We start from the raw sequence: 15,687 nt of genomic DNA, 5'->3' as shown, positions 1-15,687 counted from the left end.
TCAGACCGGGTAGCGGTCCCCGAGCGCCGGATGGCCCGGCTCCCGGCTGCCGAACAGCACCAGCAGGTCGTCCGCCGTCCGCAGCAGCGTCTCCCGGCCCTCCACCGCCTCGGTCCAGTCGGCCGGCAGCCCCGAGGCGCCGTACGCGGCGCCGACCAGGTTGCCGCAGACCGCGCCGGTGGAGTCGCTGTCCCCGGAGTGGTTCACCGACAGCAGCAGCGCCGCCCGGGCCGGATCGGCGTCCTCGGTCCCCGCCAGCAGGCAGTACACCGCGATCGCCAGGCACTCCTCGGCGATCCAGCCGAGGCCGACCCGCTCCACCGCCTCCGCCGACGGCCCGGACTCCTGGGCCACCCGCACCGCCCGGGCCAGCGCCTGCACCGTCTCCTTCGAGGCCGGCCACTCCCGGGTCTGCTCCACCGTCTCGCCGACCGCCGCCCAGGGCTCCGTCCCGGCCGCCAGCCGCTCCACCAGCGCCGCGAAGGCGCCCGCCGCCAGGTACCCGGTCGGGTGCCCGTGGGTCAGCTGCGCGCACTGCGCGGCCAGTCCGAACGCCTGCTCCGCCCCCAGCCGGCCGAGGCCGAACGGGGCCGAGCGCATCACCGTGCCGCAGCCCTTGGAGTGCGCGTTGATCGGTCCCGGCTGCCCCAGCGCCACCGGCGCCTCGAACACCGGGTGGTACTGCACCCCGGTCAGGCAGGCGTTGCCGGGCGCCCGCCGCGCGTACAGGAACGGCTCGCGCAGCAGCCAGCCGTCGTACGGGTGGGGCAGCGGCTCGCGGTCGGGCGCGCCCTGCTGCTGGGTGAGCAGCCAGCGCCGGTACGCGCCGTGCACCGCCTCCGGCACCGAACCGCCGCCGCCCGACCAGCCCCGGACGAAGCCGCGGATCAGGCCCTCGGCGGTGAAGAGGGTCATCTGGGTGTCGTCGGTGACCTCGGCGACCAGCCCGCCGCCCGGCAGGCCGGTCACCCCGTCCGGCCCGAAGCGCTCCCGGATCTGGTCCAGCCGCTGGAACTCCACCGGCCAGCCCAGCGCGTCGCCGACCGCTCCGCCGAGCAGGGCGCCGCGCACCCGGTCCCGGTAGCCGGTCTCCGTAGTCGTACTCACACTGCCCGCCCCTCGTCGGTCCCCGCGCCCTGTTGTACCAGGCGCCCGGATCCCGGCCGAGGCTCCCCGCCGGGCGACCCGCCCCGGGATCGGCCCCGGGCCGGCCGCGGCGCCGACCGCGGGCTCAGCCGCGGATCTCTCCCGAACGGCCGCGCAGGGACGCCCGGTCGGCCGCCGCCCGGCCCGCCGCCCAGCCCTCGCCGTCGCTCACCCGCACCCGCTGCGACACCAGCTTGGGGAACATCCGGCCGACCTCGTGGTCCACCGCCTCGGTGCGCGCCTTCAGGGCCGGCAGCAGCCGCTCGTCCGGGACCAGCTGCTCCGCCGTACCGTCCTCGCGCAGGTGCCGGCCGGCCGCCGCGTCGCTGGTCGTCCGCTCGGTCGCCTCGGTCAGCCGCTCCCGGATCCGCGCCGCGTACGCGACCAGGAAGGACTGCCGGAACGCCTTGGTGCGGGAGGCCCCGTCCAGGTGCTGCCGGGCCCCGGCCTGCTGCATCGCGTGGGTGGCCTGCACCAGCAGCGAGGTGTAGAGCAGCTCGACGCCGTCGAGGTCGGCGTCGAAGCCGATCACGGTGCAGAAGCCGAACTCCTTCGCCCACACCACCCGGCAGCGGTTGGCCGCCGCCACGGCGTCCAGCAGCATCGTCTTGGGACCCTCGTACGGGTTGTCCACCCCGATCCGCAGCGCACCCGGGGCGTGCGGGTCGGCGCCCTCGACGGCGAGCAGCGCCTCGTCGATGCTGTGCTGGGCCATCAGCTGCTGGGCCTTGGCGGTCAGCGCCTCGGCCTCCTCGGGGAAGTCGGTGGACTCGGCCTTCGCCAGCAGCGCGCGGATCCGCGACAGCATCCGGGGCTCGCCCGCCACCGGACCGCGCTGCCGCTGCTCCGCGCGCGCCGAGTGCGCCGAGTGTGCGGCCCGCCCGGGGGCGGGGCCGACCGGGGCGATCGGCGGCAGCCGGCCCCAGCTGCGCAGCAGCTCCAGCAGCACGGTGGCCAGCGCGAACCGGTCCAGCCGGTGCCGCTGGGCGAAGCCGGACAGGTACGCCTCGTCGGAGGGCCACCAGACCGCCGCCTCCAGCTCCCGCAGCTGCTCCTGCCAGCGGCGGTCGAGCACGGCGGCCGGGTGGCGGCGCCCCTCGGCGGCGATGAGGTCCACGGCGAGCGCCAGGTGCACCGGCTTCAGATCGCGCCGCACCACCCGCACCAGGTCCGCCGGGCGCCAGCCGGCCGACCAGCACCGGCCGACCGCCGTGTCGGCGTGGCCCAGCGCCGCCCGGCTCACCGCCGGCCACAACCCGGCGGAGGCCGCCAGCAGTGAGGCGCCGGTGTCCAGCGCGAGGTCGAGTCCCTCCTCGGGGGCCGTCACCACCCCGCGCACCGCCGTGTCCAGCAGCACCCCGACGTCCCCGCCCTCGCCGTTGCCACTCTGTCCACGCCTGCCCACGCCTACCTCGTCCCACGAACGGTCCCGTGCATCTCCCGCCCATGATGCCGGACCGCCCCGCCGGACGTCGGGTCTCCGGCCGGGCACCCTGCTCCGGGGTCCGCCGCTCGGGCAGCTCGGACCGCTCAGGCAGCTCAGGCAGCTCAGGCAGCTCGGGCCGCTCGGGCCGCGACCGGCCGGCGGGCCCCCGGGCCGAACCCGGCCAGCGGGGCCAGCGCCACCAGCTGGCAGACCGCGGCGAGCGGCAGGAACGCGAGGTCCGCCGCCGTCAGCACGGTCCCGACGGCCACCAGCACCGGACTCCACCAGCGCAGCACCCGCCCGGCCCCGACCGAGGCGCCCACCAGCAGCGCCAGCAGCCCCAGGTGGAACAGCAGCGGGAGCACCGAGTAGAAGGCCGGTTCGACGCCCGGCCGGCTCTGCACCGCCTCGAACAGCCGGTGCTGGTCCGCCTTGTCCACCGCCACCGCGCCGACGTACAGGTCGATCCCGATCTGCCCCAGCGAGGCGGCGAGCCCGGTGAGCGCCGCGCCGAGCGCCACCCGACCGGCCACCCGGGCCGCGGGTGTCCGACGCGGGCCGGGGGCCCGCTCCAGCGCCACCAGCAGCGGGGCGAACAGCAGCAGGGCCAGCATCAGCAGGCTGTGGCCGACCAGCCAGCCGGGGCCGGGGTCGCGCGATCCGTCCAGCAGCCGGATGCCGCCGTACAGCCCCGCCAGCACGGGGGCGGCGAGGACGGCGACGGTGGTGAGGCGAGCGGGCGGCACGGTGTTCACGGGGCACTCCTGACGAGGTGGGGTCCGCCGGCCCGGCCGGCGGCTCCGGCGACGGCCGGCACCACGGATCCTGTCGGCCGGGACCCTCGTCGCGGATCGCCCGCACCGGCGAACCCGGCGGCTCCCCCGCGCGAGGGAGGACACCTCAGCCCCGCCCCCGCCCCGCGCGCGGTCAGCCCTCGCCGGCCACCACCGCGCCCGCCTCGTAGGCGAACACCACCGCGTGCACCCGGTCCCGCAGCCCCAGCTTGGCCAGCACATTGCTGACATGGGTCTTCACCGTGTGCTCGCTCACCACCAGCTCGGCGGCGATCTCGGCGTTGGACAGCCCCCGGGCCAGCAGCACCAGCGTCTCCCGCTCGCGCGCGGTCAGCTGCTCCAGCAGCCGGGACGGCGGCCGCGCCGGGCGCTCGCCGGAGCCGGGACGCCGGGCGGCGAACTCGCCGATCAGCCGGCGGGTCACCGAGGGCGCCAGCAGGGCGTCCCCGGAGGCCACCATCCGGACGCCGTGCGCCAGGTCGTCCCGGCGGACGTCCTTGAGCAGGAAGCCGCTGGCGCCCGCGTACAGCGCGTCGAAGACGTAGTCGTCGATGTCGAAGGTGGTCAGCATGATCACCTTGGTGCCCGGGTACTCGGCGCACACCCGTCGGGCCGCCTCCAGACCGTCCATGACCGGCATCCGGACGTCCAGCAGCAGCACGTCCGGGCCGTGCACGCGGACCGCCTCGACCGCCTCGGCCCCGTCCGCCGCCTCGGCGACCACCTCGATGTCCGGCTGCGCGTCCAGGATCATCCCGAACCCGGCCCGCACCAGCTCCTGGTCGTCCGCGACGACCACCCTGATCGGCTTCACGCCCCCACCCTCTCCTCGCCGCCCAGCGGCAGCCGGGCGGTCACCAGGAACCCCCGGCCCTCCGGCCCGGGACCGGCCTCCGCCCGGCCGCCGCAGGCCGCCGCCCGCTCCCGGATGCCGACCAGCCCCCGGCCGCCGGAGAGGCCGCCCGCCGCGCGGTCCGGCCGCAGCCGCACCCCGCGCCCGTCGTCGGACACCAGCACCACCAGTTCCGTCCCCTCCCGGACCACCCGGACCTCGATCCGGCCGGCCTCCGCGTGCTTGACCGTGTTGGTCAGCGCCTCCTGCACGATCCGGTAGCCGGCCGCCTCGATGTCGGCGGGCAGCGGCCCGGCCGGATCGTCGACCTCCAGCTCGACCCGCACCCCGGTGCGGCGCACCCGCTCGGCCAGCGCGGGCAGTTCGGCCAGCCGGGGCTGCGGGGCCAGCTCCGGCACCGCGCCGTCCTCCTTCAGCACCCCCAGGACCCGCCGCAGCTGGACCATGGCGTCCCGCCCTGAGTCGGCGATGGTGTCGAAGACCTTGATCGCCCGGTCCGGATCGCCGCGCACCACCAGCGGCCCCGCCTCGGCCTGGATCACCATCAGCGAGACGGCGTGCGCCAGGATGTCGTGCATCTCCCGCGCGATCCGGGCGCGTTCCTCGACCACCGCGCGGGCCGCGTCACTGGCCGCCCGCCGGCCGGCCTCCCGGGCCCGCTCCGCCTCCACCGCCGCCAGCCGGCGCAGCTCCCGCACCAGGCAGCCGAAGACGAACGCCCCGACCGAGGTGAGCAGCGAGAACAGCGCGCCGTTCGGCGAGCGGGTGCCCACCACATTGGCGACCACGGTCACCGCCAGCACCGTCCAGCGCTGCCGCTCCCCGGCCCGGTCGGCCACCGTGTAGAGGGCGATCACCGCGTACAGCGGCAGTTGCGGCATCGCCGAGTGGGCGAGCACCGAGAGCAGCGCCGACAGCCCGCCGCTGAGCGCCAGTACGGTGACCGGCGCCCGGCGCCGCCAGGGCAGCGGCAGGGCCGTCCCGAACGCCAGCAGGTAGACCCACCAGTCCCAGGCGGTGTCGTCGTGGTACACCGACCAGACCGAGACCGCCGCCGAGCCCACCGCCAACAGGCCGTCGACCACGTACGGGTCGACCCCGGTCACCCGGGCACGCCACTGCGCCACTCGTTCCGTCACAGCATCTCCCCCGTACCCGGGGAACCCGTCCCCGCCCAGAAGATCATGCCCGACCGGCAGCTCGGTGGGCAGTCCCGGCCCGGCCCCAGGCCCAGGCCCTGCCCCGGACCCGGAGCCCGGCCCGGCCCCCGGTTCAGCCACCGACGACCGCCACGCCCCCGGTCCCGGCCCGCGCCGTGATGCTGCGGGCCGCGCCGGCCTGCCGGGGCACCGTCACCTCGACCCCGCCGACGTCGGTCCCGGCGTCCACCGCGTACGGCTCGCCGCCGGGCACCGCGACCCGGATCCCGCCGATCCCGGCCCGGACCTCCACCGAGGTCGGGCTCGCGGCGAAGGAGAGCTCGACCCCGCCGGTGTCCGCGACCACCCGGACCTTCGCCGAGGTCAGACCGCTCGCCTCCACCCCGCCGACACCGGCCGTGGCCTGCACCTCCCCGGCCAGGCCGCGCAGCCGGATCCCGCCGGTCCCGCTGTTCAGCCGCACCGCCGTGCCGGCCGGGACGGTCACCTCGTAGCCGACCCCGCAGTGCGAGCAGTCGTAGTCCAGCCGGAGCGTGCCGTCCACCAGCGAGTGCCTGGTCCGCGGCGGGTCGCCGCGGTAGTCCTGCTTCTCGACCACCCGCAGGGTGTCCCCGGCCCGGACCTCGATGCCGCCGGTCCGCCCGTCCACCACCAGCTCGTCCACCGGCCCGGCCACCCCGTAGGAGACCGTCAGCCGCTCGCGGCCCTCCTCCCACTCCCAGAAGCAGCCGACCGAGCCCAGCGCCACCGCCCCGGTGATCGCCGCCGCCCCCAGCACCCGTCGCACGTCCATGCCCGCGTCCTCCACCCGTCCTCGTTCCGACGGTTACGAGCCTGGCGCTCCCCGCCCCCGCGACGCCTCCCCCGCCGGACCGGTTTCCCGCCCTCCCCCGCGCGACGGAGTCCGGGAACGCCGCAGGGCGGCCACCCCGTTCGGGGTGACCGCCCTGCGATCAGGAACCTTCGACTCAGCCGGTGTACGGGCCGTAGTCGTAGTCGTCCAGCGGGACCGCCTGGCCGGAGCCGGCGCCGAAGGGCGACAGGTCGTAGTCGTCGTAGCCGACGGCCGAGTACATCGCGGCCTTGGCCTCCTCGGTCGGCTCGACCCGGATGTTGCGGTAGCGGGGCAGACCCGTACCGGCCGGGATGAGCTTACCGAGGATGACGTTCTCCTTGAGGCCCAGCAGCGGGTCCGACTTGGCGTGGATCGCCGCGTCGGTGAGGACCCGGGTCGTCTCCTGGAAGGAGGCGGCCGACAGCCAGGACTCGGTGGCCAGCGAGGCCTTGGTGATACCCATCAGCTGCGGACGGCCGGAGGCGGGGTGACCGCCCTCGGAGACCACACGACGGTTCTCGGTCTCGAAGCGGCCGCGCTCGACGAGCTCGCCCGGGAGCAGCTCGGCGTCGCCCGACTCGATGATCGTCACGCGGCGGAGCATCTGCCGGATGATGATCTCGATGTGCTTGTCGTGGATCGACACACCCTGCGAGTTGTAGACCTTCTGGACCTCGGCGACCAGGTGGATCTGGACGGCACGCTGGCCCATGATCCGCAGCACGTCGTGCGGGTTGGTGGCACCCATGGTCAGCTTCTGGCCGACCTCGACCGCCTCGCCCTCGCTGACGAGCAGCTTCACACGCTTCGAGACCGGGTAGGCGATCTCGTCGGTGCCGTCGTCCGGCGTGACGACCAGCTTGCGGGTCTTCTCGGTGTCCTCGATGCGGACCCGGCCCTGGGCCTCCGAGATCGGGGCCACACCCTTGGGGGTACGGGCCTCGAAGAGCTCGACGACACGGGGCAGACCCTGCGTGATGTCGTCACCGGCCACACCACCGGTGTGGAAGGTACGCATGGTCAGCTGGGTACCGGGCTCACCGATGGACTGGGCGGCGATGATGCCGACCGCCTCACCGATGTCGACCAGCTTGCCGGTGGCCAGCGAGCGGCCGTAGCAGAAGGCACAGGTGCCAACGGCCGACTCACAGGTCAGGATCGAGCGGGTCTTGACCTCGCTGATGCCGTGGCGGATCAGCTCGTCGATCAGCACGTCACCGAGGTCGGTGTTGGCGGTGGCAAGGAGCTTGCCGTCCACCGTGATGTCCTCGGCGAGCATGCGGGCGTAGACGCTGGTCTCGACGTCGTCCGTCTTGCGCAGGACGCCGTTCTCGACCGTGCCGATCGCCAGCTTGAGGCCGCGCTCGGTGCCGCAGTCCTCCTCGCGGATGATGACGTCCTGGGAGACGTCGACCAGACGACGGGTGAGGTAGCCGGAGTCGGCGGTACGGAGGGCGGTGTCCGCGAGACCCTTACGGGCACCGTGGGTGGAGATGAAGTACTCCAGCACGGAGAGGCCCTCACGGAACGACGCCTTGATGGGTCGCGCGATGGTCTCGTTCTTCGCGTTGGACACCAGACCACGCATACCGGCGATCTGACGCATCTGCATCATGTTTCCACGAGCACCCGAGTCGACCATCATGAAGATGGGGTTCGTCTTCGGGAAGTTCTCGTTCATGGCCTCGGCGACCTCGTTGGTCGCCCGGGTCCAGATGCCGATGAGCTCCTGCTTGCGCTCGTCGTTGGTGATCAGACCGCGCTCGTACTGCTTCTGGATCTTCTCCGCCTGGGCCTCGTAGCCCTCGAGGATCTGGCCCTTGTTCGGCGGGACCACGACGTCGGAGATCGAGACGGTGACACCCGAACGGGTCGACCAGTGGAAGCCGGCCGCCTTCAGGTTGTCCAGGGTCGCCGCGACGGTGACCTTGGGGTAGCGCTCGGCCAGGTCGTTGACGATCGCGGAGAGCTGCTTCTTGCCCACCTCGTAGTCGACGAACGGGTAGTCCTCGGGCAGCAGCTCGTTGAAGAGCGCGCGGCCCAGGGTCGTCTTCAGACGGAAGGACTCGCCCTCGAACCAGGACGACTGACCGTCCTCGTCCAGCGGCGGGGTCCAGCCGCGCGGCGGCACGGTGCCGATCGGCAGGCGCAGCTCGATCGGAGCCTGGACGCCCAGCTCGCGGGCGTCGAAGGCCATGATCGCCTCGGCGGTCGACGAGAAGGTGCGGCCGGCGCCCTTCACGTTGTCGCGGTCCGAGGTCAGGAAGAACAGACCGAGCACCATGTCCTGGGTCGGCATGGTGACGGGGCGACCGTCGGCCGGCTTCAGGATGTTGTTCGAGGACAGCATCAGGATGCGGGCCTCGGCCTGCGCCTCCGCGGAGAGCGGCAGGTGGACGGCCATCTGGTCACCGTCGAAGTCCGCGTTGAACGCGGTGCAGACGAGCGGGTGGATCTGGATGGCCTTGCCCTCGACCAGCTGCGGCTCGAAGGCCTGGATGCCGAGGCGGTGCAGGGTGGGCGCACGGTTCAGCAGGACCGGGTGCTCGGCGATGACCTCTTCGAGGACGTCCCACACGACCGGGCGGGCACGCTCGACCATGCGCTTGGCCGACTTGATGTTCTGCGCGTGGTTCAGGTCGACCAGGCGCTTCATCACGAACGGCTTGAAGAGCTCCAGCGCCATGGCCTTCGGCAGACCGCACTGGTGCAGCTTGAGCTGCGGGCCGACGACGATGACCGAACGGGCCGAGTAGTCGACTCGCTTGCCGAGCAGGTTCTGGCGGAAACGACCCTGCTTGCCCTTCAGCATGTCGCTGAGGGACTTCAGCGGGCGGTTGCCCGGGCCGGTGACCGGACGGCCGCGACGGCCGTTGTCGAACAGCGCGTCGACGGCCTCCTGGAGCATGCGCTTCTCGTTGTTCACGATGATCTCGGGCGCGCCGAGGTCGAGAAGCCGCTTCAGGCGGTTGTTGCGGTTGATGACACGGCGGTACAGGTCGTTCAGGTCGGAGGTCGCGAAGCGGCCACCGTCCAGCTGCACCATCGGACGCAGGTCCGGCGGGATGACCGGGACGCAGTCCAGCACCATGCCGTTGGGCTTGTTGGTGGTCTGCAGGAACGCGGAGACGACCTTGAGGCGCTTGAGCGCACGGGTCTTCTTCTGGCCCTTGCCGGTGCGGATGATCTCGCGCAGGCGCTCGGACTCCTCCGCCAGGTCGAAGGTCTCGAGGCGGTCCTTGAGGGCCGCCGCGCCCATCGAGCCGGAGAAGTAGGTGCCGAAGCGGTCGCGCAGCTCGCGGTAGAGCAGCTCGTCGCCCTCGAGGTCCTGGACCTTGAGGTTCTTGAAGCGGGCCCACACCTCGTCGAGGCGGTCGAGCTCGCGCTGCGCGCGGTCGCGCAGCTGCTTCATCTCGCGCTCGGCGCCCTCGCGCACCTTGCGGCGCACATCGGCCTTGGCGCCCTCGGCCTCCAGCTCGGCGAGGTCGGTCTCGGCCTTCTTGGCACGCGTCTCCAGGTCGGAGTCGCGACGGTTCTCGATCTGCTGACGCTCGACCGAGACGTGCGCCTCGAGGGACGGCAGGTCGCGCTGACGGCGCTCGTCGTCCACCCAGGTGATCATGTAGGCGGCGAAGTAGATGACCTTCTCGAGGTCCTTCGGCGCCAGGTCCAGCAGGTAGCCGAGGCGGGACGGCACACCCTTGAAGTACCAGATGTGGGTGACCGGGGCGGCCAGCTCGATGTGGCCCATCCGCTCACGGCGCACCTTGGCGCGGGTCACCTCGACGCCGCAGCGCTCACAGATGATGCCCTTGAAGCGGACGCGCTTGTACTTGCCGCAGTAGCACTCCCAGTCCCGGGTCGGACCGAAGATCTTCTCGCAGAAGAGTCCGTCCTTTTCGGGCTTCAGGGTGCGGTAGTTGATGGTCTCCGGCTTCTTGACCTCGCCGTGCGACCACTGGCGGATGTCGTCGGCGGTGGCCAGGCCGATGCGGAGCTCGTCGAAGAAGTTGACGTCAAGCACTGGTCGTCAAGCCCTCTTTCGTAAGTCGAGAGTCGTTCATGTGGTCTGAGGGGGGCCTGGGGGCGGGCCGGCTGCTCGGTGAGCAGCCGGCCCGGCCTCCGTCAGACCTCTTCGACGCTGCTCGGCTCGCGCCGGGACAGGTCGATGCCGAGCTCCTCGGCGGCGCGGAACACGTCCTCGTCGGAGTCCCGCATCTCGATGGACTGGCCGTCCGAGGACAGCACCTCCACGTTGAGGCAGAGCGACTGCATTTCCTTGATGAGCACCTTGAAGGACTCGGGAATGCCGGGCTCGGGGATGTTCTCGCCCTTGACGATGGCCTCGTAGACCTTCACACGGCCGAGGACGTCGTCGGACTTGATGGTGAGGAGCTCCTGCAGCGCGTAGGCCGCGCCGTACGCCTCGAGGGCCCACACCTCCATCTCACCGAAGCGCTGACCACCGAACTGCGCCTTACCACCGAGCGGCTGCTGGGTGATCATCGAGTACGGGCCGGTCGAACGGGCGTGCAGCTTGTCGTCGACCAGGTGGTGCAGCTTGAGGATGTACATGTAGCCGACCGAGACCGGCATCGGGAACGGCTCGCCGGAGCGGCCGTCGAACAGCCGGGCCTTACCGGTGGAGTTCACCAGGCGCTCACCGTCACGGGTGAGGGTGGTGTGGTCCAGCAGGCCGGTGATCTCGTCCTCGCGGGCGCCGTCGAAGACCGGGGTGGCGAGGTTGGTGCCACCGTCGACCTGGTCGGCGCCGATCGCCTGGAGGCGCTGGGCCCACTCGTCGGCGAGGCCGGAGACGTCCCAGCCCTGCTTGGCGAGCCACCCGAGGTGGATCTCCAGGACCTGTCCCGGGTTCATTCGGGACGGGACACCCAGCGGGTTGAGGATGATGTCGACCGGGGTGCCGTCCTCCAGGAACGGCATGTCCTCGACCGGCAGGATCTTCGAGATGACGCCCTTGTTGCCGTGACGGCCGGCAAGCTTGTCACCGTTGGTGATCTTGCGCTTCTGGGCCACGTAGACGCGGACCAGCTGGTTGACGCCCGGGGGCAGCTCGTCGCCCTCTTCGCGGTCGAAGACGCGGACGCCGATGACCTTGCCGGACTCACCGTGCGGCACCTTCAGCGAGGTGTCGCGGACCTCACGGGCCTTCTCGCCGAAGATCGCGCGGAGCAGGCGCTCCTCCGGGGTCAGCTCGGTCTCGCCCTTGGGCGTGACCTTGCCGACCAGGATGTCGCCGGTGACGACGTCGGCGCCGATGCGGATGATGCCGCGCTCGTCGAGGTCGGCGAGGACCTCCTCGGAGACGTTCGGGATGTCCCGGGTGATCTCCTCCGGGCCCAGCTTGGTGTCACGGGCGTCGACCTCGTGCTCCTCGATGTGGATCGAGGAGAGGACGTCGTCCTGCACGAGGCGCTGCGACAGGATGATCGCGTCCTCGTAGTTGTGACCCTCCCAGGACATGAACGCCACCAGCAGGTTCTTGCCGAGGGCCATCTCGCCCTCGTCGGTGCAAGGACCGTCGGCGAGCACCTGGCCGGACTCGACCCGGGCGCCCTCGTCCACGAGCACCTTCTGGTTGAAGGCGGTGCCCTGGTTGGAGCGGGTGAACTTGGCGGCGCGGTACGTGGTGTACGTGCCGTCGTCGTTCGCCACGGTGACGTAGTCGGCCGAGACCTCCTGGACGACACCGGCCTTCTCGGCGGTGATGACGTCCGCGGCGTCGACGGCGCAGCGGTACTCCATGCCGGTGCCGACCAGCGGAGCCTCGCTCTTCAGCAGCGGCACCGCCTGGCGCATCATGTTCGAGCCCATGAGCGCGCGGTTGGCGTCGTCGTGCTCGAGGAACGGGATCATGGCGGTCGCGACCGACACCATCTGGCGCGGCGAGACGTCCATGTAGTCGATCTCGGTGCCGGGGATGTAGTCGATCTCGCCGCCGCGGCGGCGGACCAGGACACGCGGCTCCGCGAAGGTCAGCTCCGCCGTCAGCGGGGCGTTGGCCTGCGCGATGACGAAGCGGTCCTCCTCGTCGGCGGTCAGGTAGTCGACCTGCTCGGTGACGACACCCTCGATGACCTTGCGGTACGGGGTCTCGATGAAGCCGAACGCGTTGACCCGGCCGTAGGAGGCGAGCGAGCCGATCAGACCGATGTTCGGGCCTTCGGGGGTCTCGATCGGACACATGCGGCCGTAGTGCGAGGGGTGCACGTCACGGACCTCGAAGCCGGCCCGCTCACGGGACAGACCACCGGGGCCGAGGGCGGACAGACGGCGCTTGTGGGTCAGGCCCGACAGCGGGTTCGTCTGGTCCATGAACTGCGACAGCTGGCTGGTGCCGAAGAACTCCTTGATGGAGGCGACGACCGGCCGGATGTTGATCAGGGTCTGCGGCGTGATCGCCTCGACGTCCTGGGTGGTCATGCGCTCGCGCACGACGCGCTCCATACGGGCGAGACCCGTACGGACCTGGTTCTGGATGAGCTCGCCCACGTTGCGCAGGCGGCGGTTGCCGAAGTGGTCGATGTCGTCGACCTCGACCACGATGTCGCGGCCGGTCTCGTCACGCCAGTCGACCTCGCCGGCGTGCAGCTTGACCAGGTACTTGATCGCGTTGATGATGTCGGGCTCGGTGAGCACACCGGAGTCCAGCGACTCGGCGTTGCCGAGCTTGCGGTTCACCTTGTAGCGGCCGACCTTGGCGAGGTCGTAGCGCTTCGGGTTGAAGTACAGGTTCTCCAGCAGCGTCTGCGCGGCCTCGCGCGTCGGCGGCTCCCCGGGACGCAGCTTGCGGTAGATGTCGAGCAGCGCGTCGTCCTGGCCCTGGGTGTGGTCCTTCTCCAGGGTGGCGCGCATCGACTCGTACTCGCCGAACTCCTCGAGAATCATCTCGTTGGTCCAGCCGAGGGCCTTGAGCAGCACGGTGACCGACTGCTTGCGCTTGCGGTCGATGCGAACGCCGACCATGTCGCGCTTGTCGATCTCCATCTCCAGCCAGGCACCGCGCGAGGGGATGACCTTGCAGGAGTAGATGTCCTTGTCGGACACCTTGTCCAGGGTGGAGTCGAAGTACACGCCCGGCGAGCGGACGAGCTGCGACACGACGACACGCTCGGTGCCGTTGATCACGAACGTGCCCTTGTGGGTCATGAGCGGGAAATCGCCCATGAAGACCGTCTGAGACTTGATCTCACCGGTCTCGTTGTTGGTGAACTCGGCCGTGACGAAGAGCGGGGCCGCGTACGTGAAGTCGCGGTCCTTGCACTCGTCAATGGAGTTCTTCGGCGGCTCGAAACGGTGGTCGCGGAAGGTCAGCGACATCGACCCGCTGAAGTCCTCGATCGGCGAGATCTCCTCGAAGATCTCCTCCAGACCGGACTTCGTGGGGACGTCCTGACCGTTGTCCAGCGCCCGCTCGACCCGGGTCTTCCAGGCCGCGTTACCGAGCAGCCAGTCAAAGCTCTCGGTCTGCAGGGCCAGGAGGTTAGGGACCTCGAGGGGCTCCTTGATCTTCGCGAACGAGACGCGGAGCGGGGCGGTGGATGCGGCGGAATTGTTCGAGGCGTTGCGCGGCGCGGCCAAGAGGGGGGTCCTTCCGAGGGCTCGGAGCTCACTACGCGCGTACCGGCCGGGCCTTCAGTGGCTCGGTCCCACCTCCACTCCACTGGCCTCCGCCGAGGTCGAAACCTCAGGTCAGAGCCGTTTTGCAGAGGCGGTGCCAGACCCCTTCAGGGCAACGCAAACTCCGGGCGACGAGTCACGGAGCAGCTAACAGGCAGCGCAAAGGGACAGTGTAGCCAAAGGCGACACTGCTGTCCAGCTCTGATTCGGAGACCGAATCGGAGACTCCTCCCGGTAGCCGGCGGGCGCGAACGCCCTCCGGGTACTGCAGCGGCCCGGACTCGTCCGGGCCCACGACTCACGTGGAGTCACTTCCCTCCGGAGCCGCCGGTTATGCATCCGGCGGTCGACCAACCGGGGCGGACTCGCGCCTCGAGAATCGCGCGCGCCCGCCGGGTTCGTCAAGGGCCCGCCTCCGGTGCGGGCCTCGTCCCGTTCATCGCTCCGGGCCACCCCGGCGTTACAGAAGCCGTGGTCGGGGCCGTAGCCGATGACAGCGATCACCATACCCGTCCGCACCGACAGTGCCGAGTGCCCGATCGGCCACACCGGTGCGTTCGGCCGCGGACCCGCCGGGGACCCGCCGCGGACCGGCCGGGGAGGGCCCGGGGAACGGCCCTCCCGGGGCCCGGCGGCCACCGGGGCGGAGGTCGGACAGCGGCCCGGAACCGGCCGGGCCCACCGGCGTGGCGCCGGCCGGTGCGGGGCCGGAAACGCAAAAAGCCGGGCCGACCACCCGCAAGGGTGGTCGGCCCGGCCCACTGCCCCCTCAGAGGGGGCGGCGAGTCACTTGACGGTGACCTTGGCGCCGGCGCCCTCGAGAGCGGCCTTGGCCTTCTCGGCAACGTCCTTGGCAACCTTCTCCAGGACCTTGGCACCAGCGGTGTCAACGAGGTCCTTGGCCTCCTTCAGGCCGAGGGAGGTCAGGGTGCGCACCTCCTTGATGACCTGGATCTTCTTGTCGCCGGCACCCTCGAGGATGACGTCGAACTCGTCCTGCTCCTCGACGGCCTCGGCAGCGACGCCCGGGCCGGCGATGCCGGCAACGGCGACCGGCGCGGCGGCGGTGACGTCGAACTTCTCCTCGAAGGCCTTCACGAAGGCGGCCAGCTCGATGAGGGTCAGGTCCTCGAACTGCGCGAGCAGCTCGTCCTGGGTCAGCTTCGCCATGATTGGCGTCCTTCCACTAAATCGGCAGGTGGTGCCGGATGTACGGGTTGGCGGGCGTACGGGCCCGCAGCGAGGCAGAGCCTCGGCCGATCACTCGGCCGCGGTCTCCTCGGCGGCGGGAGCCGGCGTACCGGCACCGCCCTGCTCGACCTTTTCCCGAAGGGCCTCGACCGTGCGGACGAGCTTCGAGGGCAGGGCCTGGAAGAGCGCGGCAGCCTGCGACTGCTTGCCCTTCATGGCACCCGCCAGCTTGGCGAGCAGCACCTCGCGGGACTCGAGGTCCGCGAGCTTCTTGATCTCGTCGGCGGACAGCGCCTTGCCGTCAAGGACACCGCCCTTGATGACGAGAGCAGGGTTCTCCTTGGCGAAGTCACGCAGAGCCTTCGCCGACTCCACCGGGTCACCGGTGACGAAGGCGACAGCCGTCGGACCGGCGAACAGGTCGTCCAGCTCCGTGATCCCGACCTCGTTGGCCGCGATCTTGGTCAGCGTGTTCTTCACCACGGCGTACTGGGCGTTCTCGCCCAGCGAGCGACGCAGGGTCTTGACCTGCTTCACCGTCAGACCGCGGTACTCGGTCAGCACCGCAGCGTTCGAGCCACGGAAAAGCTCCGTGATCTCGGCGACGGCAGCAGCCTTGTCGGGCCTAGCCATAGGCTTAC

The 15,687-nt window shown here is 71.3% G+C and carries 10 protein-coding genes; all 10 read right to left on the bottom strand.

Going from position 1 to position 15,687, the window contains the following annotated elements; genetic code table 11:
* Entirely contained in the window at positions 1-1,107 is a 1,107-nt protein-coding gene (locus tag IF01_RS0111595; protein WP_030393263.1) for an ADP-ribosylglycohydrolase family protein, read from the bottom strand.
* A gap of 124 nt (positions 1,108-1,231) precedes the next feature.
* Positions 1,232-2,551 carry a DUF2786 domain-containing protein gene (locus tag IF01_RS0111590; protein WP_341845482.1) on the bottom strand — a complete coding sequence of 440 codons (1,320 nt, stop codon included), beginning with the start codon at positions 2,549-2,551 and terminating at the stop codon, positions 1,232-1,234.
* 143 nt (positions 2,552-2,694) lie between these two features.
* A complete protein-coding gene (locus IF01_RS0111585; RefSeq protein WP_051741576.1) occupies positions 2,695-3,327 on the bottom strand; it encodes a hypothetical protein in 633 nt (210 codons plus the stop codon).
* Positions 3,328-3,499: 172 nt separating this feature from the next.
* Complete coding sequence (locus tag IF01_RS0111580) at positions 3,500-4,120, bottom strand: response regulator (protein WP_051741712.1); 621 nt, start codon at positions 4,118-4,120, stop codon at positions 3,500-3,502.
* A 56-nt stretch (positions 4,121-4,176) separates the two neighbouring features.
* Positions 4,177-5,358, bottom strand: coding sequence for a sensor histidine kinase (locus tag IF01_RS0111575; RefSeq protein WP_063764193.1), 1,182 nt, complete (start codon positions 5,356-5,358; stop codon positions 4,177-4,179).
* 133 nt (positions 5,359-5,491) lie between these two features.
* Positions 5,492-6,172, bottom strand: a complete 681-nt coding sequence (locus tag IF01_RS0111570) for a DUF4097 family beta strand repeat-containing protein (protein ID WP_030393258.1) — start codon at positions 6,170-6,172, stop codon at positions 5,492-5,494.
* Positions 6,173-6,347: 175 nt separating this feature from the next.
* Positions 6,348-10,238 (bottom strand): DNA-directed RNA polymerase subunit beta', encoded by a 3,891-nt coding sequence (locus tag IF01_RS0111565; protein WP_030393257.1) that lies wholly within the window; start codon positions 10,236-10,238, stop codon positions 6,348-6,350.
* A 101-nt stretch (positions 10,239-10,339) separates the two neighbouring features.
* Positions 10,340-13,816: a DNA-directed RNA polymerase subunit beta gene (gene rpoB, locus IF01_RS0111560; protein WP_030393256.1), complete on the bottom strand. Its 3,477-nt coding sequence runs from the start codon at positions 13,814-13,816 to the stop codon at positions 10,340-10,342.
* Positions 13,817-14,641: 825 nt separating this feature from the next.
* A complete protein-coding gene (rplL, locus tag IF01_RS0111555) occupies positions 14,642-15,025 on the bottom strand; it encodes a 50S ribosomal protein L7/L12 (protein WP_030393255.1) in 384 nt (127 codons plus the stop codon).
* A 90-nt stretch (positions 15,026-15,115) separates the two neighbouring features.
* On the bottom strand, positions 15,116-15,679 hold the full coding sequence (gene rplJ / locus IF01_RS0111550; RefSeq protein ID WP_030393254.1) for a 50S ribosomal protein L10: 564 nt from the start codon (positions 15,677-15,679) through the stop codon (positions 15,116-15,118).
* Between the last annotated feature and the right edge of the window lie 8 nt (positions 15,680-15,687).

This window comes from Kitasatospora purpeofusca, from assembly GCF_000718025.1.
Taxonomy (GTDB): Bacteria; Actinomycetota; Actinomycetes; order Streptomycetales; family Streptomycetaceae; genus Kitasatospora; species Kitasatospora purpeofusca.
The sequence above is the reverse complement of the archived record's forward strand: the minus strand, read 5'-3'. Positions and strand labels throughout refer to the sequence as shown.

Bases quoted from the DNA above. Each gene is read 5' to 3' on its own strand.
- rplL (WP_030393255.1), bottom strand. From the start codon at position 15,025: ATGGCGAAGCTGACCCAGGACGAGCTGCTCGCGCAGTTCGAGGACCTG.
- IF01_RS0111570 (WP_030393258.1), bottom strand. From the start codon at position 6,172: ATGGACGTGCGACGGGTGCTGGGGGCGGCGGCGATCACCGGGGCGGTG.
- rplJ (WP_030393254.1), bottom strand. From the start codon at position 15,679: ATGGCTAGGCCCGACAAGGCTGCTGCCGTCGCCGAGATCACGGAGCTT.
- IF01_RS0111580 (WP_051741712.1), bottom strand. From the start codon at position 4,120: ATGATCCTGGACGCGCAGCCGGACATCGAGGTGGTCGCCGAGGCGGCG.